This window comes from Albidovulum sediminis (assembly GCF_025380365.1).
Taxonomy (GTDB): Bacteria; Pseudomonadota; Alphaproteobacteria; order Rhodobacterales; family Rhodobacteraceae; genus Albidovulum; species Albidovulum sediminis.
Map to the genome: position 1 here is coordinate 57,779 of NZ_JAOCQF010000006.1, position 22,968 is coordinate 80,746.

Sequence of the window (22,968 nt, forward strand, 5' to 3'; positions counted from 1 at the left end):
TCCGGAGCCTGGACCAACAGGATGAGAACGATCTGATGCAATACGTGGCTGCGAAAACGGCGGACGAGGCCGTGGCGCTTCTGGCCGGCCATTCCGGCATGGCGCGTGTGCTGGCCGGAGGGACCGACCTTCTGGTGCAGCTCAAGTCCGGCATGGTCGAACCCGACCTTGTCGTCGATATCAAGCGCATTCCGGGGATGAAGGACATCACGCCCGAGGCCGGCGGCTTCCGCATTGGCGCGGCGGTGTCGGGCGCGGAACTGGGCGAACACGCGGGCGTCTGCGCCCTGTGGCCGGGGGTTGTCGAAGGGTTCAACCTGATCGGCTCCACCCAGGTGCAGGGCCGGGCCACGATGGCCGGGAACCTCTGCAACGCCTCTCCGGCGGGCGACGCGGTGCCCTCGCTTGTCGCGGCCGACGCGATCGCGCGCATTCACGGCCCGAACGGCAGCCGCGACTGCCCGATCGGGGACATCCCCGCCGGCCCGGGCCGCACTACCCTCGCGAAGGGCGAGATCGTCACCTCGATCTTCCTGCCGGCGCGCCCGGCGCGCGCCTCCGACGCCTACCTGCGCTTCATCCCGCGGACCGAGATGGACATCGCGGTGGCCTCGGCCGGGGTCAGCCTCGTGCTTGCCGCGGATGGCGCGGTCGCAAGCGCGCGCGTCGCGCTGGGCGCCGTGGCCCCGACCGTCCTTCTGGCAGAAGAGGCGGCAAGGGTGATCGTGGGCACGAAGCTTGACGATGACACGCTTGCGCGGATGGCGGCGGCCTGCTCTGCCATCTGCAAGCCCATCACCGACAAGCGCGGCACGATCGAGTTCCGCACGAAGACGGCCGGCGTCATGGCCAAGCGCGCCGCCCGTATTGCCTATGACCGCGCCGGAGCGAAGACATGAAGACGATCCACGTATCCACCACCATCAACGGCGACCCGGCCGAATTCATCTGCACGCCGGACGAGACGCTTCTGGACGTGCTGCGCAACCGGCTGGGCCTGACCGGCGCGAAGGAAGGCTGCGGCACCGGCGACTGCGGGGCCTGTTCGGTCACCGTGAACGGCCGGCTGGTCTGCTCCTGCCTGGTGCTGGGCGCCGAAGCGCAGGACGCCGAGATTTCCACGATCGAGGGCATGGCCGACGCCGACACGCTGCACCCGCTTCAGCGCGCGTTCATCGAGCATGCGGCGCTGCAGTGCGGCATCTGCACGCCGGGCATCCTTGTCGCGGCAAAGGCGCTACTGGAGAAGAACCCCGATCCTTCGGACGAGGAACTGCGCTACTGGCTGGCCGGCAACCTTTGCCGCTGCACGGGCTATGACAAGATCATCCGCGCCGTCCAGGCGGCAGCGGCCGAGATGAGGGGGGCTTGATATGGCCTTGGACAGCTACCAGAAACGCACATTCAAGCAGGTCGGCACCCGGCCCAACCGTCCCGACGGCGTCGACAAGGTCACCGGGCGCGCCATGTACGGCGCCGACGCCACCGCGCCGGGCATGCTGCACGCGAAGGTGCTGCGCAGCCCGCACGCCCATGCCCGCATCGTGTCGATCGACACCGCCGCGGCCGAGGCGCTGCCGGGGGTGAAGGCGGTGGTCACCGCCGCCGATTTCGGTGTGCCGGAGGATGCGTTCCTTCGTGACGTGCAGGATCACTGCATGGCGCGGGAAAAGGCGCTTTACGACGGCCACGCCGTTGCCGCCGTCGCCGCGACCACCCTCGCCGCCGCCAAGGCGGCGCTGAAGCTCATCAAGGTGCAGTACGAGGTGCTGCCCCACGTCACCGACGCGGACGAGGCGATGAAGCCGGGCGCCCCGGTGGTGCAGGCGGGCCGCGCCTATGAGAACGTGCCCGCCGGCATGTCGGAGAACGTGACCCACCATTGCGAATTCGGTCATGGCGATCTCGACGCCGGGTTCGCGAAGGCGGACCACATCATCGAGCGGCATTTCAAGACCGCCGCCACCCATCAGGGCTACATCGAGCCCAACGCCTGCCTTGCGTCCGTCACCTCCGACGGCAAGGCGGAGCTTTGGGTCTGCACCCAGGGGCAGTTCTTCTACCGCACGCTCTGCGCCGCGATCCTGGGGATGGAGGCAAGCCAGCTGCGCGTCACCGCATCGGAGATCGGCGGCGGCTTCGGCGGCAAGACCATGGTCTACATGGAACCCGTGGCACTCGCGCTGTCGCGAAAGGCAGGTCGTCCGGTCAAGCTGGTCCTGACGCGGGACGAGGTGTTCCGCGCGACCGGCCCGACGGTGTCGTCGTCGATGGATGTCAAGATCGGCATGACCAAGGACGGGCGCATCACCGCAGGTCAGGCGGTGTTGCGCTATTCCGGTGGGGCCTTCCCGAACACGACCGTCGACATGGGCGCGCAGGCGGCCTTTGCCGCCTACGATCTCGATGCGGTCCGCACCTTCGGCTGGAACGTCATGACCAACCGCCCGAAGGAAAGCGCCTACCGCGCGCCGGGGGCGCCGCTCTCGATCTACGGGGTCGAAAGCGTGGTGGACGAACTCTGCCAGCACTTCGGCCTTGATCCGCTCAAGGTTCGCCTGCTCAACGCCGCGACGGAAGGAACGAAGTCCTCCTACGGGCCGACCTTCCCGGCGATCGGCCTAAAGGCGACGCTTGAGGCGGCGCTGGCGCATCCGCATTACTCGGCACCGCTCGGGACCAACCAGGGACGCGGGGTTTCCTGCGGCTTCTGGTTCAACTTCGGCGGCAACACCTGCGTCAGCCTGTCGGTCAACACCGACGGCACAGTGGGCGTGACCGAGGGCAACCCCGACATCGGCGGTTCGCGCGCCTCGATCAGCCTGATGGCGGCGGAGGAACTGGGCATCCCCTACGAGAAGATCCGCACCATCGTCGCGGACACCTCCTCGCTCGGCTACAACGACGTGACCGACGGCAGCCGCGTGACCTTCGCCGTCGGCCTTGCCACCATCAAGGCCGCGCGGGACGCGATCAGGAAGATGTGCTCGCGCGCCGCGAAGATCTGGGGCATCGACGAGGAAGCGGTGGAATGGGTCGACGGTGCCGCCGTGCCCGCCGGGCCCAACGCCGGGAAATTCCCGCCGATGACGCTGGCCGAAATCGCGGCGGTCTCGGCCGAGACAGGGGGCCCGATCTCGGGCCACTATGAGGTCAACGCGGATGGCGCGGGCGTCAGCTTCGGCGTTCACCTTTGCGACATCGAGGTGGACCCGGAGACGGGCGCCAGCAAGGTCCTGCGCTACACCGTGTTCCAGGACGCGGGCAAGGCCGTGCACCCTTCCTATGTCGAGGGGCAGATGCAGGGGGGCGCGGTGCAGGGCATCGGCTGGGCGCTGAACGAGGAATACATCTACGGGGCGGACGGCAAGCTCCAGAACCCCGGTTTCCTCGACTACCGCATCCCGGTCTCGTCCGACCTGCCGATGATCGACACGGTCATCCTGGAGATTCCGAACCCCGGCCACCCCTACGGCGTGCGCGGTGTCGGCGAAACCGGGATCGTGCCGCCGCTCGCTGCCACGGCGAACGCCGTTTCGCGGGCGGTGGGCGTGCGGATGACCGAACTTCCGATGTCGCCGCCCAAGCTCCTGAAGGCGCTGGAGGCGAAGGGCTGATCCATGGTCAAGGTCCTGCTTTGGGGCACGCTCAGATCGGCGGCTGACGGGCAGGCGGAAGTGGAAGTGGCGGCGAGGACGTTCAAGGAACTTCTGGACGAACTCGTCGCCCGCTACCCCGGACTTGAACCGCAGATCCGGCGCGGCGTCTCGCTCGCGCTGGACGGCAAGATCTACCGGGAGGCCTGGTTCACCGAGATCGGGCCGGACAGCGAGGTGGTCCTGATGCCCTACATGACCGGGGGATAGGACGGTCACTGTTCCGTTTCGTGCGCGAATCCCATATAAGGGCGGACCTTGAACCCCGGGACCGCCATGAACGAAGCCACCGCCCCCATCACGCAGGATGTCGTGACCATCCCCCGCAAGCTGCCCGAAGGTGGCCGCGTGAACCTGATCGGGCTCACGCGGGACGAGTTGCGCGATGCGCTTGTCGCGGCCGGTACGCCCGAGAAACAGGCGAAGATGCGGGTTGGCCAGGTCTGGCAGTGGATCTATCACTGGGGCGTGCGCGACTTCGCGGGAATGTCGAACCTTTCCAAGGACTACCGCGCCCTTCTGGCCGACAGGTTCGAAATCTTGCTGCCCGAGGTCGTGACCCGTCAGGTGTCCGCGGACGGAACTCGCAAGTACCTGTTGCGCATCGCCGGCGGGCATGAGGTGGAAACTGTCTACATCCCCGAGGAAAATCGCGGCACGCTTTGCATTTCTTCCCAGGTTGGCTGCACGCTGACCTGTTCCTTCTGCCACACCGGCACGCAGAAGCTGGTCCGCAACCTGACGGCGGGGGAGATTGTCGGCCAGGTTCTGGTCGCCCGCGACGATCTGGGCGAATGGCCGAAGCCGGGCGAGCCCAAGAACGAGACGCGGCTTGTCTCGAACGTCGTCCTGATGGGCATGGGTGAGCCGCTCTACAACTTCGAGAACGTGCGCAATGCGATGAAGATCGTGATGGACGGCGAGGGGCTGACGCTGTCGCGCCGCCGGATCACGCTTTCCACCTCGGGGGTCGTCCCCGAGATCGCGCGCTGCGCCGAAGAGATCGGCTGCCTGCTCGCGGTCAGCTTCCATGCGACCACCGACGAGGTGCGCGACAGGCTGGTGCCGATCAACAAGCGCTGGAACATCGAAACGCTTCTCGGCGCCCTGCGTGACTATCCGCGGCTGTCGAACTCGGAACGCATCACCTTCGAATACGTGATGCTGAAGGGGGTGAACGACAGCGACGCCGATGCAAGGCGGCTGGTGAAGCTGATTGCAGGCATCCCGGCGAAGATCAACCTGATCCCCTTCAACGAATGGCCGGGCAGCCCCTATGAGCGGTCCGACTGGGAGCGGATCGAGGCCTTCGCCGACATCATCTACAAGGCGGGATACGCCAGCCCCATCCGCACCCCGCGCGGCGAGGATATCATGGCGGCCTGCGGGCAGTTGAAGTCGGCGACCGAGCGCGCACGCAAGAGCCGCGCCGAAATCGCGGCAGAGACCGGGCTCTAGCTCAGCGATCCTCGTTTGAATCGGGGTTTGACGGGCCGGCCGGGACGGGCCGCCGCAGCCCGCGAAACAGGATCGGGTTGACCAGGATCGACACCAGCGCACCGGCCACCACGAGGTCGCGCGCCTCTGTCGGCACGATCGCCAGATTGACCGCCATCACGATCAGGATGAACGAGAACTCGCCGATCTGCGCCAGCGCCGCGGCGATCGTCAGGGCGACCTGCCGGTCGTGACCGAACGCGCGGACGATGCCAAGCGCCGCCGCGGACTTGACGCCGACGATGATGAGGACCGTGACGATCACGGAAACGGGCTGCTCCCAGATCACGGCGGGATTGAACAGCATGCCCACGGAGACGAAGAAGAGGACGGCGAAGGCATCGCGGAAGGGCAGCGTGTCCTTCATCGCCTGCGCCGAAAGGGTCGACCCCGCCATCACCATTCCGGCGAAGAAGGCGCCAAGCGCGAAGGACACGCCAAAGACCTGCGCGGCCGTGAAGGCGACGCCAAGCGCGATGGCGAGCACCGAAAGCCGGAACAGTTCCCGCTGCCCTGTCATGGCGGTCAGTTCCAGCATCCGCGGGATCACCCGCCGCCCGACGACCAGCATCACCGCGACAAAGGCCGCCACCTTGCCCGCCGTCACCAGAACCGTGGCGCCAACCGCGCCCAGCCCGAGTCTTGCGGCCTCGACCATCTCGGCCTCAAGCGGCTGGGCCTGCCCGCCCAGAAGACCTGCGAGCGGCGGAATCATCACCAGCGCCAGGACCATGGCCAGATCCTCGACGATCAGCCAGCCGACAGCGATGCGGCCCTGGGGCGTCGTCACCAGATCGTGTTCCTGAAGCGCGCGCAGCAGGACCACGGTCGAGGCGACCGACAGGGCCAGCCCGAAGATCAGCCCGCCGCCGACGCCCCAGCCGAGAAACCAGCCCAGCGACAGGCCTGCCAGGGTCGCCACCGCGATCTGGCCGAGCGCGCCGGGAACGGCGATGCCCTTCACCGTCCAAAGCTCCTTCATCGAGAAATGCAGCCCCACGCCGAACATCAGCAGGATCACGCCCATCTCGGCCAGTTGGGCGGCGATTTCCTGGTTGGCGACGAATCCCGGGGTGAAGGGCCCGATGGTGACGCCGGCCGCGAGGTAGCCGGCGATCAGCGGAAGCTTCAGCCGATGCGCCACAAAGCCGAAAAGACACGCCAAGCCAAGGCCCACCGAGATCGTGGTGATGAGGGGCATGTCGTAGTGCATCGGTCCTCTTCTCGCGGGGACGGCTGATGGGCTGGATGGGGATCAAGAACAGGGCTTGGCCGGCCCTGCTACCAGAAAAGCACATATGTGACAGGCCGCAAGGATCAAGCGGTGGCGCCTTCGTCGCGGTCACGAAACTCCCGGTTTTGCAACAGGATGTTTCATTTTCACCGCACCCCTGATAGCGGTTGCGCATGCCTGCGCCCTTGATCTCCAACGCGGCTGCGCGCCGCCTGTTCCTTGACCGTCACGCCCTGGCCGAACAGCCGGCGGGACCGGCGAAGGGTGACGATCTGCTGGCGCTGATCGACCGGCTTGGCTTCGTCCAACTCGACAGCATCAATACAGTCGAACGGGCGCACCACATGATCCTGTTCGCGCGCCGGACGGCCTACCGGCCCGAAAACCTGGCGCGTCTGCACGACCGCGACCGCAAGCTTTTCGAGCATTGGACGCATGACGCCTCGATCATACCGGTGTCGTTCTTTCCCCATTGGCGGCTCCGGTTCGCGCGTGACGAGGCGCGTCTGCGCGAACGATGGGCGAAATGGCACGGAGAGGGCTTCGACACGCAGTTCGACGCGGTGCTGGAGGAGGTCGCCCGGCGCGGCCCCGTTTCCACCGCAGATGTCGGTGAGGCGGAGGAGCGCAGTTCCGGCGGCTGGTGGGACTGGAACCCGTCGAAGATCGCGCTGGAATACCTCTGGCGGGTCGGAAGGCTGTCCGTCGTCCGGCGCGACGCGTTCCGCAAGATCTACGATCTGACGGAGCGGGTCGTGCCCGGCGAACACCTCGCGCCGGTGCCCGAGCCTTGGCAGACGGTCGACTGGGCCTGCAACGCGGCGATCGACCGGCTGGGCTTTGCCACCTCGGGAGAGATCGCGGCCTTCCTCGCCAAGGTCACGCCGGCGGAGGCGAAGGACTGGTGCGCGGCGGCCCTTCGGCGCGGCGAGATCGTGGAGGTCGGGGTTGAGGATGTCGACGGGCAGGTTCGCCGTTCCTTCGCCCGACCCGGCTTCGGAGCGGGTTCCGATCTGCCCGACCCGCCCGGCCGCATCCGCATCCTCAGCCCGTTCGATCCCGCGCTGCGCGACCGGAACCGAGCAGAGCGGCTGTTCGGGTTCCACTACCGCATCGAGGTCTTCGTCCCGGAGGCGAAGCGCAAGTACGGCTACTATGTCTTTCCGGTGCTGGAAGGTGCCCGCATCATCGGGCGCATCGACATGAAGGCCGACAGGCAGTCCGACCGGCTGGCGGTGCGCGCCTTCTGGCCGGAGGCCGGCATCCGCATGGGCCCGCAGCGCCGCGACCGGCTTGAGGCGGAACTGGACCGCATGGCCCGCTTCGCCGGCGTTTCGCGGATCGACCTTGCCCCGGACTGGCTGCGCGAGACCCTTGCCTGAGCCTATTCGCGGAAGCCGTCGGACCAGTTTCCGATGATCTCCATGGCCTCTTCGGCGCTTTCGACGAACCGGAAAAGACCGAGGTCGTCGGCCGAGATCGTGCCGGCGTCGGCCAGCGCCTGCCAGTTGATGACCTTTTCCCAGAATTCCCTGCCGAACAGCAGGAATGGTATGCGCCGCATCCGGCCGGTCTGGATCAGTGTCAGGGATTCGAACATCTCGTCCAGCGTTCCAAAGCCGCCCGGAAAGATGCAGATTGCGCGGGCGCGCATCAGGAAATGCATCTTGCGAACCGCAAAGTAGTGGAAGTTGAAGCAGAGGTCGGGGGTTACATAGGCGTTCGGCGCCTGTTCGTGCGGCAGCACGATGTTGAGCCCGATCGAATGGCCGCCAGCCTCATGCGCGCCGCGATTGCCCGCCTCCATGATGCCCGGCCCGCCACCCGTGACGATGACGTTTTCGCGCCCGTAGCTCTGCATGCTCTTCTCTGTGATCATGCGGGCAAGCTTGCGCGCCTCTTCGTACCAGACCGCCAGCGTATCGGCGGCCTTGCCCTTCTCCTCGCCCATGGCGGGAATGCGCGCCGAGCCCATCAGGACGATGGTGGATTCGATGCCGCGCTCGTCCATGATCATCTGCGGTTTCAGGAGTTCGAGTTGCAGGCGGACCGGGCGCAGTTCCTCCCGGCACATGAAGTCGCTGTCGGTGAAGGCGAGCCGGTAGGCCGGCGCGCGCGTCTGCGGCGTGTCGGGGATGCGGTCGGCCGCCTCCACGTCCTGCTGGCTGTGGCGGAACGGATGGCTGCGGGGTTCTTCGGTCATCTGGCGCTTCCTTGTCCGGTCTTTGCTTCAGCCCTATAGCTTTCATGCCCGGCTGGCCAGTAACGGAGTGCGGAGATGGATTGGCGCAAGGAAATCGAGGCGGCGGCGGCGCGCATCGGGCCGCATGTGCTGCAAACGCCGGTGATCGTCGCCGACCCCGGTCTGGGCTTGCCGGTCGAACTGAAGCTGGAGCACTTGCAGCACACCGGCAGCTTCAAGGTGCGGGGCGCCTTCAACACCCTGCTGTCGCAACCCGTCCCCGCCGCCGGGGTCGTGGCGGCGTCGGGCGGCAATCATGGCGCGGCGGTGGCGCATGCGGCACGCGCGCTTGGCCACAGGGCACAGATCTTCGTGCCCGAGATTGCCGGCCCCGCGAAGATCGCGCTGATCCGGGAAACCGGCGCGAACCTGACTGTCGTGCCCGGCGCCTACCAGAACGCGCTCGAGGCCGCGCAGGCGCATGAGAGGCAGACCGGCGCGATGCAGGTCCATGCCTACGACGCGCCGGCAACGCTGGCCGGGCAGGGCACCATCCTGCGCGAGTGGGAGGCGCAGGGGCTCGCCGCCGATACCGTGCTGATCGCGGTGGGCGGCGGCGGCCTGATCGGCGGCGCGCTCGGCTGGCTGCAAGGCCGCCGCAAGGTGGTCGCCGTCGAACCGGAGCTTGCGCCGACGCTCAACCGTGCGCTTGTCGAGGGCGCCGATGCCGAGGTCGAGGTCGGCGGCGTTGCCGCGAATGCGCTGGGTGCGCGCCGTATCGGCCGGCTTTGCCACGGACTGGCAGTCGAGGCGGGCATCGTCTCGGTCCTCGTGACGGACGATGCGATCCTTTCGGCGCAGCGCCTTCTGTGGCGCCGCCTTCGCCAGTTTGTCGAACCCGCGGGCGCGACCGCGCTTGCCGCCCTTGTTTCGGGAGCCTACCGCCCCGCCCCGGGCGAGCGCGTCGCCGTCTTGGTATGCGGTGCCAACGTCGCGCCGGATCCGCTCGAATCCTAGTCGCATTGCGCCGACCGGGATTGCACCTTATGGACCATACGCGACGGAACCAGGAAGCCGGAGGGGAGCCGCCCATGTCGAACGCCCAGCTAGAAGCCGCCATCGAATCCGCGTGGGACGCACGCGATACGATCACGCCCGCGACCACGGGCTCAGCCCGAGAGGCGATCGAGGAGACACTGAATGCCCTCGACGGCGGAAAGCTCCGCGTGGCGGAGCGGCAGGCGGACGGTCGCTGGCATGTGAACCAGTGGGCGAAGAAGGCCGTCCTTCTGGGTTTCCGGCTGAAGGACATGGAGCTTCAGGGGGGTTCGGCCCAGGGCGGGTCGTGGTGGGACAAGGTCGACAGCAAGTGGAAGGACTGGGACGATAGCCGGTGGCGCGCCGCCGGCTTCCGTGCCGTTCCCAACTGTGTCGTGCGCAAGTCCGCCTATATCGCGCCGGGCGTCGTCCTGATGCCGTCGTTCGTGAACCTGGGCGCCTATGTCGATTCCGGCACGATGGTCGATACATGGGCGACGGTGGGATCCTGTGCCCAGATCGGCAAGAACGTCCACCTGTCCGGCGGCGTCGGCATCGGTGGCGTGCTGGAACCGATGCAGGCCGGCCCCACCATCATCGAGGACAACTGCTTCATCGGGGCCCGCTCCGAAGTGGTCGAGGGCTGCATCGTGCGCGAAGGCTCGGTGCTGGGCATGGGGGTCTTCATCGGCAAGTCCACGAAGATCGTGGACCGTGAAACCGGCGATGTGATGTATGGCGAGGTGCCGCCCTATTCGGTCGTCGTGGCGGGGTCGATGCCGTCGAAGGGGGGCATCAATCTTTATTGCGCGGTGATCGTGAAGAAGGTCGATGCGCAGACCAGATCGAAGACCGGAATCAATGAACTCCTGAGGGATTGAAGCCTGCCGATCGCACCATCAGGGGTTGATGGAGGCGCGGTGAAATAAATTATAGGTTGCCAAATCGAGAAAATACACCCATAGGTTGCAAAATCTATGGGTGTGTGGCGGTATTCCTGACGGGAAACGGCAATGGCAACGACGTTTACGGTATTCTCACTCGGTATTCTTCCTGACTTCGACACGGTTGAAGGCGATAACACCGCGGAAAACCCGAATGCCATCATCGGCATGACCTTTGGCGGCGTCGGCGATCCCCTGTTCCAGACCGCGGCAACCTGGTCCCCCGGGACCGGAGGGTTTGGCCGCGGGACCAGCACTTCCTACGATTTCGACAACACGCCTGCCGAGAACTTCCGCATCAATGGCGGCGCGAACCAGGTCTATGACAGCTCGCTCGTCTACGACGCGACGATCACCTATATCGATGGTACGACCGCGAACATCACGGCGGTGATCGCCCAGGACACCAACGGCAATACCTATTGGGTGCCCGAGTTCTCCAACAATGCCGATCAGGCCGCGATGGAAGCCAAGGCGATCCGTTCGCTGACCATCAACGCGCTGACGGGGAACGAGGATACCTATACGGGTTTGACCGGCGATCGCGATCCCTGGGACATCGTCGTGACCTGCTTCACCCCCGGAACGCCGATCCTGACCCCCGAGGGGGAAAGGATGATCGAGACGTTTGCCGTGGGCGACCACGTGGTGACGCGCGATCACGGGCCGCAGCCGATCCGCTGGATCGGGCGCACCCGCACCCGGTCCGAAGGCAAGCTGGCCCCGATCCGGATCGAGGCCGGGGCGATGGGCGCGCAGATGCCAACGCAGACCATTCTTGTCTCGCGCCAGCATCGCATGATCGTCCGCTCCCCCATCGCCGACAGGATGTTCGGTGCCGACGAGGTTCTGGTTCCCGCCATCCAGCTTGTCGGGATGGACGGGGTGTCGATCGCCGCGGAAGGCGGCGAGGTCGAGTACATCCATCTGATGTTCGATCGCCACGAGATCATTCTGGCGGCCGGGGCGCCGACGGAAAGCCTTTATGCCGGCCCCCACGCCCGCCAGGCGATGGGCCGGGACGCGGTCGAAGAACTGGAAACGCTCTTCCCCGGGATATTGGAACGGGTCGAATCGCCCGCGCGGCCCCTTTGCAGCGGAAAGCCCGCCCGGCGTCTGCTTGAGCGGCATGTGAAGAACCGCAAACCCCTGGTTGCGGCGAGTGCCGCATAGCCGAGGTCGGGGGCGGTCCCGGCATGGGATGACGGCCGGAAGCGGCGGTTTGGCCACCGTTCGAGGTCTTCCCAAGCAAGTCATTGATTAGCTTTTGACTAATCAATGACTATGAATGCATTACTTGCGATTATTCAGAGGATCGGCAAATGTGCCGTCGCGCACAGGAACTGACCGTCTGACATTTCGATATCTGCTCGTGGTCCTGCCGGGAAAAGGCAGCGGTGTCAGGGTTCCTCTGCGCATGGACAGGGAGGGTTCCATGCCGGTTGAGACAATCGATACGCTGGTGATCGGGGGCGGTCAGGCGGGCATCGCGATGAGCGAGCATCTGGGCTCCGGCGGCGTGCCGCATATCGTTCTGGAACGCCGCCGCATCGCCGAACGCTGGCGTTCGGAACGCTGGGACTCGCTCGTGGCCAACGGCCCTGCGTGGCACGACCGCTTTCCGGGCATGGAGTTCACAGGCATCGCACCGGATGCCTTTCCGGGCAAGGAGCGGGTGGCGGACTATTTCGTCGACTACGCGGAAAGGATCGGGGCACCGATCCGCTGCGGCGTGGAAGTTACGCGGCTTGAACGCAATCCTGGCCGGCGAGGATTTCGCGCCGAGACGACGCACGGCGTGATCGAGGCAGAGCGGGTGGTGGTCGCCACGGGCCCCTTCCAGCGGCCTGTTATGCCGCAGATCGTGCCTGCCGAGGCGGGCGTGGTCCAGATCCACTCCACCGCCTATCGAAACCCCGGCGCGTTGCCCGATGGTGCGGTTCTCGTGGTCGGAGCCGGGTCCTCCGGCGCGCAGATCGCCGAGGAACTCCTGCGGGCGGGGCGGAAGGTCTATCTGTCCGTCGGGCCGCACGACCGGCCCCCGCGCGCCTATCGCGGCCGCGACTTCGTCTGGTGGCTCGGCGTTCTCGGCAAGTGGGATGCCGCCGCGCCCGCACCGGGGACCGAGCATGTCACCATCGCGGTCAGCGGCGCGAACGGCGGGCGGACGGTCGATTTCCGGCGGCTGGCGGCCGAGGGCATGATCCTTGTCGGGCGGACCGAGAGGTTCGCGGACGGACGGCTGAGCTTCGCCCCCGACCTTGCGACCAACATCGCCAATGGTGACGCCAACTATCTTTCCGTTCTGGATGAAGCCGACGCCTTCGCCGCGCGCAACGGGCTCGACCTGCCCGAGGAGCCCGAGGCGCGGCGGATGTGGCCCGAACCCGCCTGCGTGACCGATCCGATCCGGTCGCTCGACCTGGCCGAGGCGGGCGTTGCGTCCATCATCTGGGCGACGGGCTTTGCCCCGGACTACGGCTGGGTCGGAATCGACGTCTTCGACGACCGCGGCCGCCCCCGCCACCAGCGCGGCGTGTCGCCCGAGCCGGGGCTCTACTTCCTTGGGCTCTCCTGGCTCTCGCGGCGGGGATCGGCCTTCATCTGGGGGGTCTGGCACGACGCGAAGCACCTGGCCGACCAGATCGCGATCCAGCGTAACTATCAGGCTTACAGGGGCCCGGACGGGCGATAGAGTGCCGTCGGGCGCGAAGAAAGGGACAGACCATGGCGCACTACCGCCACCGCAAGTTCAACACCCGGGAAACCTATCCCGAACAGAAACTCGACAACGACCTGTGCCAGGCCGTGGTCACGCAAGGGGGCCGCACGATCTGGATGCGCGGGCAGTGCCCGCAGGACCTGGATACCGCAAAGAACATCGAAAGCCACGACCCCGCAGAGCAGACACACAGGGTGATGCAGAACATCCGCCAACTGATCGAGGAATGCGGCGGGCGGATGGAGCATCTGGTGAAGGTCGTGGTCTACATCACCGATGTCCGTCACCGCGAGGCGGTCTATCGCACGATGGGCGAGTACCTGAAAGGCGTGCATCCGGTGTCCACCGGGCTGGTCGTCAGCGCGCTGGCGCGCCCCGATTGGCTGGTCGAGATCGACGCAACCGCCGTCATTCCGGACTGAGGCCGGCGAAGGCCGGGGGTTTCACACCCCCGGACCCCCGTGGGATACTTGGAAAAAGAAGAAGGAACGGCGCGGATGACCTTTTCGCTGGTGGCGCGGTGCGAGCGCACGGGCATGTTCGGTGTGGCGATCTCGTCCTCGTCGCCCGCCGTGGCGGCGCGATGCTCTCATGCCCGTGCGGGCGTGGGCGCAGTCGCGTCCCAGAACGTGACGGACCCGGCGCTTGGGCCGCTCACGCTCGACCTGATGGAGCGCGGGACATCCGCCGCGGAGGCAGTCGCCGAAGTGCGCAGGCAGGCGGCGTTCATCGAGTATCGGCAGATCCTTGCCGTGGACGCTTCGGGGGTGACCGCGATTCATTCGGGGCCGAATGCGCTTGGCATCTGGGCCGGGGCGCAGGCGAAGAACGTGGCCTCGGGTGGAAATCTTCTGGCCAATGACAACGTGCCGAGGGCGATCGTGGATGCCTTTCTGGCGGCGCAGGGCCATCTGGGCGATCGCCTGGTGGCAGCGCTGCGGGCAGGCCTTGCTGCAGGTGGTGAGGCTGGGCCGGTCCATTCCGCCGGTCTGAAGATCGTGGACCGCCTGTCCTGGCCGCTTGCCGATCTGCGCTGCGACTGGACCGAGGCTTGCCCCGTCGAGGCGGTTGCCGCCGCCTGGGACGTCTATCGCCCGCAGATGGCGGCCTATGTCCAGCGCGCGCTCGACCCCCGTGCGGCACCTTCCTACGGCGTGCCGGGCGACGAATGAGCGGGCTTGCCGCGCGCCCTCCTGCGGCGGCATGATCCGGCCATGCCGATGCGTTTCACCCTTCGCCAGCTCGAATACCTGATTGCGGTCGGTGAAACCGGATCGGTCGCGGCTGCAGCGGAGAAGGTAAATGTCTCCTCCCCGTCGATCTCGGCTGCCATCGCCCAGCTGGAGGCCGAGTTCGGCCATCAGCTGTTCGTGCGCAAGCACGCGCAGGGGCTGGCCCTGACGCAGACGGGGCGGCTGCTTGTGGCCCAGGCGCACCGGGTTCTGGCCGAAGCGCGCGCGCTGAACCGGCTTGCGGACGAGGTTTCAGGGCGGGTGCAGGGCACGCTGACGCTGGGCTGCCTTCTGACCTTCGCGCAGCTGATGGCGCCGCAGTTGCGCCGCGGCTTCGAATCGCGCCACCCCGGCGTAAGGGTTGGCCAGCGGGAACTTGACCAGCAGGAGATCTTCGCAGGAATTCGGGACGGCACGCTCGACCTGGCCCTGACCTATGATCTCGACATCCCGCGGGAACTGGTGTTCGTGCCCCTCGCGTCGCTGCCGCCCTATGCGATGATGGCTGCCAGTCACCCGCTCGCGGGCCTGGACCACGTGTCTCCTTCGCAGCTTGCGCACTACCCCATGGTCCTGCTCGACCTGCCGCACAGTACCGACTACCTGTTGTCCTTCTTCAAGGCCGAAGGCATCCGCCCCCGCATCGTGGAGCGGACAAGGGACATGGCTGTGCTGCGCAGTCTGGTCGCGAACGACTTCGGCTATGCGATCGCCAACATCCGGCCTCTCAACGAAAATGCGCCGGATGGGAGGCCGCTGCGGTTCGTCCCATTGGCGGGCAGCAACCGGCCGATGGTCATGGGGCTGCTCATGTCCGAAGGCAGCGAAACGATCCTGACCGTACGCACCTTCGTGGATCATTGCCATGAGTGCATCACCGAGGACAGCGTGCCGGGTCTGCGGATGAAGCCCATGCCGGGCAACACGGGAGGCTAGGGCTTGAGCCGGACCATCGACCTACTGCACCGCCTTGTCGGCTTCCCCACGGTCAGCAGCGACAGCAACCTGGCGCTGATCGACTGGGTTCAGGGGTTCCTGCAGGGCCTTGGCGCGGAGGTGTGCCGCATCGACGACGCGACCGGGCGAAAGGCGGGGCTCTTCGCGCGTATCGGCCCGCCGCAAGGTGCTGGCGTCCTGCTTTCGGGACATACGGATGTCGTTCCCGCTGCAGGTCAGGACTGGAAAGGCGATCCCTTCCGCCTCAGGATCGACGGCACCCGCGCCTATGGCCGTGGCACCACCGACATGAAGGGGTTCCTGGCCGCGATGCTTTCCGCCGCCGAGCGCGCCTCTACCGCGCGCCTCGCGGAGCCGCTGAAACTCGCGTTCTCCTGGGATGAGGAGGTGGGCTGTCTGGGCATACCGCAGATGCTGCCTTCGCTGGCCCCCAGTATCGGCATGCCGAGATTTTGCATCGTGGGGGAGCCCACGTCGATGCAGATCGCCCTTGGCCACAAGGGCAAGGTGGCGCTCAGGGCAACCTGCCACGGACAAGGCGGCCACTCCGCCATGGCGCCCGATTACGTCAATGCGGTCCATCTGGCCGCGGACTTCATCAATGCCCTGCGCGCAATTCAGGATCGGTTTGCGCGCGAAGGTGCACGGGATGACGGCTACGGCATTCCCTACGCAACCGTTCATGCGGGCCGGATCTCCGGCGGCACCGCGCTCAACATCGTGCCGGATCGTGCGGTCATCGACTTCGAGATCCGTTATCCAGCCTCACAGCCACTGGGGCCGGTCGAGGCCGCGGTCGCCGCTGCGGCAGCGGCCACGGCCCTGCCGTTCCGTGACCGCTTTCCCGAAGCCCGGATCGAGGTCGAGACGGTCAACGCCTATCCCGGACTCGGCCCGACCGCGGACCAGGATGCGCTTCGGTGGATGCACGGTCTCGTGCCCGGGGCCCGCACCTGCAAGGTGCCCTACGGGACCGAGGCGGGGTACTTCGCAGCGTCCGGTATTCCCAGCTTCGTCTGCGGGCCCGGCTCGATGGACCAGGGGCACAAGCCGGACGAGTTCATCGAGCTTTCGCAACTTGCCGCCTGTGACGCGATGCTCGACCGGCTGATAATGGCGCTCTCGTCCGACAGAACCGCCTGACCGAAAACGAAAGGCCCGCCGAAGCGGACCTGTCTTTCATTCTGGTGCATATACTCTGCGGGGGTGCGGGGGTGCAAAACCCCCGCTGCCGCGGTCAGAGTTTCTCGACCAGTTCCGGCACCACGGTGAAGAGGTCGCCCACAAGGCCGTAGTCGGCGACCTGGAAGATCGGCGCCTCCTCGTCCTTGTTGATCGCCACGATGACCTTGCTGTCCTTCATCCCGGCGAGGTGCTGGATCGCGCCCGAGATGCCGACGGCCACGTATAGCTGCGGCGCCACCACCTTGCCGGTCTGACCGACCTGCCAGTCGTTCGGGGCAAAGCCGGAGTCGACAGCCGCGCGGCTGGCGCCCACGGCCGCACCAAGCTTGTCGGCCAGTTTCTCGATCAGCGCGAAGTCGGACTGCGAGCCGACTCCGCGCCCGCCCGAGACGACGATCTTCGCCGAGGTCAGTTCAGGCCGGTCCGAGGTCGCGACCTTGTCCTCGACCCAGGCCGAAAGGCCGGGGTTCGCCGCCGCGGCGATGGTCTCGACCGCAGCCGAACCGCCCTGGCCCGCCGGATCGAAGGTCGAGGTGCGGATCGACACCACCTTCTTGCCGTCCAACGATTTCACCGTCTGGATCGCGTTGCCGGCGTAGATCGGGCGTTCGAACGTGTCGGCGTCGATCACGCCCGAAACGTCCGAGATCACCATCACGTCGAGAAGGGCCGCCACGCGCGGCAGCACGTTCTTCGCGTCGGTCGTCGCCGGCGCGACGATGTGGCTGTAGTCGCCCGCGATCGAGGCGATCAGCGCCGCCGTCGGTTCGGCCAACCGATGCCCGAGCGAGGGATCCTCGGCGCAGAGCACCTTCTTCACCCCGTCAAGCTTCGCGGCATCCTGCGCGGCTTCCGCGGCGCGGGCGCCCGCGCAAAGAACCGTCACCTCGCCCAGCATCTTCGCCGCTGTGAGCGCCTTGGCGGTCGCATCAACCGAAAGATGGCCGTCGGTCACTTCGCCCAGAAGAAGAACAGCCATCAGATCACCCCCGCTTCGTCTTTCAGTTTCGCGATCAGTTCGTCGACCGAACCGACCTTCACGCCCGCCTTGCGGCCCGCCGGCTCGACCGTCTTGACGATGGTCAGGCGCGGGCTCACGTCGACGCCGTAGTCGGCCGCCGTCTTCTCCTCGAGCGGCTTCTTCTTCGCCTTCATGATGTTCGGGAGCGACGCGTAGCGCGGCTCGTTCAGGCGCAGGTCCACCGTCACGATGGCCGGCATCTTCACCTTGATCGTCTGCAACCCGCCATCGACCTCGCGCGTGACCACCGCGCTGTCGCCCTCGAACTTGAGTTCCGAGGCGAAGGCCGCCTGGCTCCAGCCGAGCAGGGCCGAAAGCATCTGGCCCGTGGCGTTCATGTCGTTGTCGATCGCCTGCTTGCCGCAGATAACCAGGCCGGGCTGCTCGGCGTCGACCACCGCCTTGAGGAGCTTCGCCACCGCCAGGGGCTCGATGTCGGTGTGCACGTCGGACGCTGCCTCGATCAGGATCGCGCGGTCCGCGCCCATCGCCAACGCCGTGCGCAGCGTTTCCTGAGCCTGCTTCACGCCGATCGAGACGACGATGATCTCTTCCGCCTCGCCGCGTTCCTTGATCCGGATCGCCTCTTCGACGGCGATCTCGTCGAAGGGGTTCATCGACATCTTCACGTTGGCCAGATCGACGCCCGATCCGTCCGCTTTCACGCGGACCTTCACGTTGTAGTCGATCACCCGCTTCACAGGCACCAGTACCTTCATCGGCGTGCATCTCCTCAAGACCAGAGCCGCCCCCGGGGAGGGAACGGCATGAAAGCTCCCGCCGGTGTGTTAGCGATTCCGGCGGGCGGAGGACAGTGCAAAATCGACGCCGGGTGTCGCAGGGACGCCACGTTCGGAGATGTTAGCGACGGACTTGCGCGCGCCTAGCGATTTGCGCCGGGTACCCAGAGGATATCGGCCCGTCCCGCATCGTTTGCCATGCGCGCGGCGCAGAAGAACCAGTCCGACAGGCGGTTGAGGTAACGCACCGCGGCGGGGTTCACCCCTTCTTCCGCGGCCAGTTCCACTGCAAGCCGTTCCGCCCGCCGCGCCACCGTGCGCGCAAGGTGCAGGTGTGCGGCCAGCGCCGAACCGCCGGGCAGGATGAAACTGCGCAGCGGCTCAAGGACCGACGTCATCGCGTCGATCTCCCGCTCCAGCCGGTCCACCTGCGCATCGATGACGCGCAGGACGGGAAAGCCGGCCTCTCCGTCCTTCTCCATCTCGGGCCGGCAAAGGTCCGCGCCAAGGTCGAACAGGTCGTTCTGGATGCGCCGAAGCTCGGCGTCGACCGCGCCTTCGGCGTGCAGGCGTGCCATTCCGATGACCGAATTCAGCTCGTCCACCGTGCCATAGGCGGAAACGCGGACCGAGTGCTTGGCGACACGGGCGCCATTGCCAAGCGCGGTGTCGCCTGCGTCTCCGGTCCGGGTGTAGATCTTGTTCAGGACAACCATTAACGCCCCCCGATGCCGCCGCGGATGAACACGAAAAGCAGGATCAGCAGCACCGCGATCGCCTGCGCGATGATGCGGTAGCGCATCAGGCGGTTCGCGTGCTTGCGGTTGAAGTCGCCGCCGCGCGCAAAGCCGCCGATGCCGATCATCAGGACGACCAGCACCGCCAGGCAGGCAAGGGCGACAACCAGGAACAGCGGATCATTCAGCATGGGGCACTCCGGCAGACGCTGCACATGTACTTGGTCCCCGCACCAAAGCGAAGCGCCAAATCGACGCTGGGCCTTGCGTCAAAGCCGGTCGAGAAAGGCGTCAAGCGCGCGTCCCGGCAGAATCCGGCGCAGGAACGCCATGACCTGGGTCGGTGTCGTCACCCGGTAGCGCGGCCGGGGGTTCGCCGTCGACAACGCCCTGAGCAGGACCGCGGTCACCGCGGAAGCCGGAAGTTCCCACCGGTCCGGCCCGCCCTTCTCGTAAAGCCGCTTGAGCAGCGTGGCCTCATACTGCGCCCGGCGGGCCGAGGCGCGCCAGTCGATCCAGCGTTCGAAATGCGGGATCGAGTTCATGCGGATCAGGCTCGTGATCGGGCCGGGCTCGATCAGCACGACGCGCACCCCGGTGTCGCGCATCTCCAGCCGCAGGACATCGGAAAGCCCTTCCATCGCGAACTTTGTCGCGACGTAGGCGCCTCGCCACTTCAGCCCGGTGAAGCCGAGGACGGAAGAGCAGTTGACGATGTGGCCATGCCCCTGCGCGCGCATGACCGGGATCACGCGGCGCGTCAGGTCGTGCACGCCGAACAGGTTGGTCTCGAAAATCTCCCGCAGGGCGCCGCGCGGCAGGTCCTCGACCGCGCCGGGGCAGGCGAAGGCGCCGTTGTTGAACACCGCGTCCAGGGTGCCGCCGGTGCGCCGGAGGGTCTCGGCGACGGCGGCCTCGATGCTGGCCTCATCCGCGTAGTCGAGAACGAAGCTTTCAAGCCCCTCGGAGATGAGCCGATCGCAATCTTCCTGGCGTCGGCACGTCGCGAAGACACGCCAGCCCGCCCGCGACAAACCATGGGCGGCGTCATGGCCGATTCCCGACGAGCAGCCGGTGATGAGAATGGATCGTTGTTTCATGAGCTCGCCCAGCCTTGTTCTCGCCCATAGCGATAGTGCAAAGCGCCAGCGCCGGAAACGGCCTAATTTCAAGCGGCGTTTGTTGGCGATTCCGCGCCGCCTTCGCGAAAAGAAACAGCTCCGGCGCATTCGGGACACCTTTTCGCCACAAAGGATTTCTAGCCTCACGCATGGATTGTGACCCGTTCGGAGACAGTTGCTGAGTCTCGCGCGGGGCGGGGTGAGAAAGCGGAACGTGGAGCCATGGCGACTGCCGGAACCGGGACTGTGAACAAATCGGGCCGACCCGTCGCAGCAACCGCTGTCGGGCTTGGCGCAGCTCTTGCGGAACTGGAGCAGGCGGCACCTGGCGTGGCAGTCGGCATCCGCATCGTCGGTCACGACAACCGCGTGCGGCGACTGGGCAATGCGGCGATGAACGCCGCGCTGGCCGGAGGTGTCGTCTTCGACCGGTGCTGCATCCTTGCCGATCTGGTGAACGGCCAGTCCTATCAGCGGCTCAGCGTCGTGGTCAGCGAACCGGCCGCCGGACTTGGCATCGGGGCGCGGATCGCACTCGTCGCGACCGGGCTCGAGGTGCTGAATCAGCTGGACAATCTGGGATCTGCCTCGGTCGCCGCGTGACGGCCGGAGCGGTGGAGTGGGGAAAGGATAGTTGGATGGTGCGCAACAGGGATCTTCTCAGATCGGGCAACGTTGCCTTTTCCGGACTTGCGGGCACTTTCGCAGAACTGTCGGACACGCTCGACCGGCTTGCGGCTGTTGCCGATGAACGAACCGGCTCGCGCGCGGCGGCGTTGAAGGCGCGGCTCCAGGAGTTTTCGGCAAAGATCACCTTCGTCGGGCAGGTCAAGGCCGGCAAGTCGGCGCTGGCCAACGTCCTGACGGCGTCGCCGGCCTTGTTGCCTTCGGACGTCAACCCGTGGACCTCGGTCGTCACCACGCTTGCGATCAACACCAAGGCCCCAGTCGATGCAGAGGGGCCGGCCAACACCAAGGCGCGCTTCACCTTCTTCAACCGCGACGAATGGGACAATCTCGTGGTCGGCGGCGGGCGGCTGGGCGAACTTGCCGAACGCTCCGGCGCGCAGGACGAACTGGCCGACATCCAGCGTCAGGTCGAAGCCATGCGGGAGGCCACCAAGGCGCGGCTGGGCAAGCATTTCGAGCTGCTGCTGGGTCAGCACCACGCCTATGGCTATGTCGATCCCGAACTGGTGGAACGCTATGTCTGCCTTGGCGACGAGGCCGACCTGCGGGAGACGAACGCCAAGACCGGGCGATTTGCCGACATCACCAAGTCGGCCGAACTCTACCTTGATATCCCCGAGTATGACGTCTCGCTCACGCTGTGCGACACGCCGGGGGTCAACGATACCTTCATGATGCGTGAACAGATCACGCTCAGAAGCCTTCGCGGTTCGGAGCTTTGCGTCGTGGTCCTGTCCGCCCATCAGGCACTGTCGACCGTCGACATGGCCCTGATGCGCATCATCTCCAACCTCGAGAACCGCCAGATCATCCTGTTCGTCAATCGCGTGGACGAGCTTCAGAACCCTGCGGAGCAGATCGACGAGATCCGCACCGGTATTCAGGCGACGCTGAAGAAGTTCAACATCGCCTCGGATGTCGCGATCGTCTTCGGCAGCGCCAAGTGGGGCGAAGCCGCCCTGACCGGAACCCGTGACGGCCTTTCGTCCGACAGCCAGCGCGCGCTGGACGCCTATGCGGTGGCCCGCCCCGATCTGGCCGGGCGCGACGAATGGGAAACGGTCTGGAACCTGTCGGGCGTGCCCGGCCTTCTGACCGCGATCGGCGAGAGGGTGACAGAGGGTGCCGGCCGCCGGCTGTTGGAGCGTGTGCGCCGCAATGCCCGCAACCTGACGAACGAGGCGCGCGCCACGCTGATGGCGCGCCGTTCCGATGGCGGGGCCGTCACCGTCGACTTCGCGGGCCACTCCGCCACCTCGGTCATGACGCAGCTTGCGGCCAAGTATGAGGCTGACGTTGCAGTCCTGTGCCAGCAGCTGCGCGACGACCTGATGCAACGGATGGAGACGTCGGAGTCGGGCTTCGTGAAGCGTGCGACGGATTCGCTCATCGAACATCTGGAACGGCACGGTGAAAGCGGCACCTGGCAGTACGATCCGACCGGACTTCGGGTGTTGCAGCGCGCCGCCTACCTGAGTTTCGCACGCGCCCTTTCGGCGCGGCTCTCCAAGCTTTACGAGGATGCGGCCCGCCATGTCGAGGCGATCTATGCCGCCGTGCTTTCGGGCGGCGTCGCCGATTTCCGGATCGAGGCGCCTCAACCGCCGCGCGTTCCCGCGCCGGTGGGCCTTGGCAAGACGCTCGCGCTCGACCTGCAAAGCACCTGGTGGCGCCGCTGGTGGCAGAAGCGTCGTGGCTATGAAGCCTATGCCAAGGACTATGCGCATCTGATCCGCGCCGAGGCGCATTCGATCACCAAGGATCTTGAGGAAACCCAGGTCGCCTCGGTGCTCGAGAACGCGCGCGCGATCCTGCGCGAGTTCCTGAGGGAGCATCAGGAGACCATCCGCAGGATCACCCAGCCCGATGCCGCGAACGCCGAGGACGCGCGCAAGGCGCTCGAGGTGCTGCAATCCGGAACCGATACCAGTGCCGCGTTCGGAGAGATCCTGCGCGGGCTTGATGACATGGCAGCCTGAGGGGGGCTGGCAGAATGACTGACAGGCAGAAAA

The 22,968-nt window shown here is 66.4% G+C and carries 23 protein-coding genes; 16 read left to right on the top strand and 7 right to left on the bottom strand.

Features of this window, described 5'->3' with window-relative positions:
* Positions 1-35 precede the first annotated feature (35 nt).
* From N5I32_RS19635 to rlmN, 5 genes are all read left to right on the top strand, one after another.
* Positions 36-899: an FAD binding domain-containing protein gene (locus N5I32_RS19635; RefSeq protein WP_261497648.1), complete on the top strand. Its 864-nt coding sequence runs from the start codon at positions 36-38 to the stop codon at positions 897-899.
* Entirely contained in the window at positions 896-1,372 is a 477-nt protein-coding gene (locus tag N5I32_RS19640) for a (2Fe-2S)-binding protein (RefSeq protein WP_261497649.1), read from the top strand. The genes N5I32_RS19635 and N5I32_RS19640 overlap by 4 nt, the downstream gene beginning before the upstream one ends.
* 1 nt (position 1,373) lies before the next feature.
* Positions 1,374-3,617, top strand: coding sequence for a xanthine dehydrogenase family protein molybdopterin-binding subunit (locus N5I32_RS19645; RefSeq protein ID WP_261497650.1), 2,244 nt, complete (start codon positions 1,374-1,376; stop codon positions 3,615-3,617).
* Between the two features lie 3 nt (positions 3,618-3,620).
* Positions 3,621-3,866 carry a MoaD/ThiS family protein gene (locus tag N5I32_RS19650; protein ID WP_261497651.1) on the top strand — a complete coding sequence of 82 codons (246 nt, stop codon included), beginning with the start codon at positions 3,621-3,623 and terminating at the stop codon, positions 3,864-3,866.
* Between the two features lie 66 nt (positions 3,867-3,932).
* Positions 3,933-5,114: a dual-specificity RNA methyltransferase RlmN gene (rlmN, locus tag N5I32_RS19655; protein ID WP_261497652.1), complete on the top strand. Its 1,182-nt coding sequence runs from the start codon at positions 3,933-3,935 to the stop codon at positions 5,112-5,114.
* Between the two features lies 1 nt (position 5,115).
* Here rlmN and N5I32_RS19660 read toward each other — a convergent pair whose 3' ends face one another.
* Positions 5,116-6,366 carry a cation:proton antiporter domain-containing protein gene (locus tag N5I32_RS19660; protein WP_261497653.1) on the bottom strand — a complete coding sequence of 417 codons (1,251 nt, stop codon included), beginning with the start codon at positions 6,364-6,366 and terminating at the stop codon, positions 5,116-5,118.
* 194 nt (positions 6,367-6,560) lie between these two features.
* Here N5I32_RS19660 and N5I32_RS19665 point away from each other — a divergent pair, with 194 nt between their 5' ends.
* Positions 6,561-7,769, top strand: a complete 1,209-nt coding sequence (locus N5I32_RS19665) for a winged helix-turn-helix domain-containing protein (protein WP_261497654.1) — start codon at positions 6,561-6,563, stop codon at positions 7,767-7,769.
* Positions 7,770-7,771: 2 nt separating this feature from the next.
* Here the strand turns inward: N5I32_RS19665 and N5I32_RS19670 are convergent, their stop codons facing one another.
* The gene (locus tag N5I32_RS19670) at positions 7,772-8,590 is read right to left on the bottom strand and encodes an LOG family protein (RefSeq protein WP_261497655.1); all 819 of its coding nucleotides are present in this window, start codon (positions 8,588-8,590) and stop codon (positions 7,772-7,774) included.
* A gap of 75 nt (positions 8,591-8,665) precedes the next feature.
* On the opposite strand from N5I32_RS19670, the gene N5I32_RS19675 reads away from it, so the two are divergent.
* From N5I32_RS19675 to argE, 8 genes are all read left to right on the top strand, one after another.
* A complete protein-coding gene (locus N5I32_RS19675; protein WP_261497656.1) occupies positions 8,666-9,586 on the top strand; it encodes a threonine/serine dehydratase in 921 nt (306 codons plus the stop codon).
* 74 nt (positions 9,587-9,660) lie between these two features.
* Positions 9,661-10,488 carry a 2,3,4,5-tetrahydropyridine-2,6-dicarboxylate N-succinyltransferase gene (gene dapD / locus N5I32_RS19680; protein ID WP_261497657.1) on the top strand — a complete coding sequence of 276 codons (828 nt, stop codon included), beginning with the start codon at positions 9,661-9,663 and terminating at the stop codon, positions 10,486-10,488.
* Positions 10,489-10,620: 132 nt separating this feature from the next.
* Positions 10,621-11,724 carry a Hint domain-containing protein gene (locus N5I32_RS19685; RefSeq protein WP_261497658.1) on the top strand — a complete coding sequence of 368 codons (1,104 nt, stop codon included), beginning with the start codon at positions 10,621-10,623 and terminating at the stop codon, positions 11,722-11,724.
* Positions 11,725-11,986: 262 nt separating this feature from the next.
* Entirely contained in the window at positions 11,987-13,246 is a 1,260-nt protein-coding gene (locus N5I32_RS19690) for a flavin-containing monooxygenase (RefSeq protein WP_261497659.1), read from the top strand.
* A gap of 32 nt (positions 13,247-13,278) precedes the next feature.
* Complete coding sequence (locus N5I32_RS19695; protein WP_261497660.1) at positions 13,279-13,695, top strand: RidA family protein; 417 nt, start codon at positions 13,279-13,281, stop codon at positions 13,693-13,695.
* A gap of 75 nt (positions 13,696-13,770) precedes the next feature.
* The gene (locus N5I32_RS19700) at positions 13,771-14,445 is read left to right on the top strand and encodes a DUF1028 domain-containing protein (RefSeq protein WP_261497661.1); all 675 of its coding nucleotides are present in this window, start codon (positions 13,771-13,773) and stop codon (positions 14,443-14,445) included.
* Between the two features lie 42 nt (positions 14,446-14,487).
* Positions 14,488-15,441, top strand: a complete 954-nt coding sequence (locus tag N5I32_RS19705) for a LysR family transcriptional regulator (protein WP_261497662.1) — start codon at positions 14,488-14,490, stop codon at positions 15,439-15,441.
* A gap of 3 nt (positions 15,442-15,444) precedes the next feature.
* The gene (gene argE / locus N5I32_RS19710) at positions 15,445-16,605 is read left to right on the top strand and encodes an acetylornithine deacetylase (RefSeq protein WP_261497663.1); all 1,161 of its coding nucleotides are present in this window, start codon (positions 15,445-15,447) and stop codon (positions 16,603-16,605) included.
* Between the two features lie 94 nt (positions 16,606-16,699).
* On the opposite strand, the gene N5I32_RS19715 is transcribed toward argE, so the two are convergent.
* The 5 genes from N5I32_RS19715 to N5I32_RS19735 all read right to left on the bottom strand — a co-directional run bounded on the left by N5I32_RS19715 (position 16,700) and on the right by N5I32_RS19735 (position 20,245).
* Positions 16,700-17,626, bottom strand: a complete 927-nt coding sequence (locus N5I32_RS19715; protein ID WP_261497664.1) for an electron transfer flavoprotein subunit alpha/FixB family protein — start codon at positions 17,624-17,626, stop codon at positions 16,700-16,702.
* Positions 17,626-18,387, bottom strand: a complete 762-nt coding sequence (locus N5I32_RS19720; protein WP_261497665.1) for an electron transfer flavoprotein subunit beta/FixA family protein — start codon at positions 18,385-18,387, stop codon at positions 17,626-17,628. Before N5I32_RS19720 ends, N5I32_RS19715 begins: the two co-directional genes overlap by 1 nt.
* Positions 18,388-18,551: 164 nt before the next feature.
* Complete coding sequence (locus N5I32_RS19725) at positions 18,552-19,124, bottom strand: cob(I)yrinic acid a,c-diamide adenosyltransferase (RefSeq protein ID WP_261497666.1); 573 nt, start codon at positions 19,122-19,124, stop codon at positions 18,552-18,554.
* Positions 19,124-19,336 carry a twin transmembrane helix small protein gene (locus N5I32_RS19730; protein ID WP_261497667.1) on the bottom strand — a complete coding sequence of 71 codons (213 nt, stop codon included), beginning with the start codon at positions 19,334-19,336 and terminating at the stop codon, positions 19,124-19,126. The genes N5I32_RS19725 and N5I32_RS19730 overlap by 1 nt, the downstream gene beginning before the upstream one ends.
* Before the next feature lie 78 nt (positions 19,337-19,414).
* Positions 19,415-20,245 (bottom strand): SDR family NAD(P)-dependent oxidoreductase, encoded by an 831-nt coding sequence (locus N5I32_RS19735; protein WP_261497668.1) that lies wholly within the window; start codon positions 20,243-20,245, stop codon positions 19,415-19,417.
* Between the two features lie 243 nt (positions 20,246-20,488).
* On the opposite strand from N5I32_RS19735, the gene N5I32_RS19740 reads away from it, so the two are divergent.
* Both N5I32_RS19740 and N5I32_RS19745 read left to right on the top strand, forming a co-directional pair.
* Positions 20,489-20,869 (top strand): hypothetical protein, encoded by a 381-nt coding sequence (locus tag N5I32_RS19740; protein ID WP_261497669.1) that lies wholly within the window; start codon positions 20,489-20,491, stop codon positions 20,867-20,869.
* Between the two features lie 35 nt (positions 20,870-20,904).
* Positions 20,905-22,935 (top strand): dynamin family protein, encoded by a 2,031-nt coding sequence (locus tag N5I32_RS19745; protein WP_261497670.1) that lies wholly within the window; start codon positions 20,905-20,907, stop codon positions 22,933-22,935.
* The last annotated feature ends 33 nt before the right edge of the window (positions 22,936-22,968 follow it).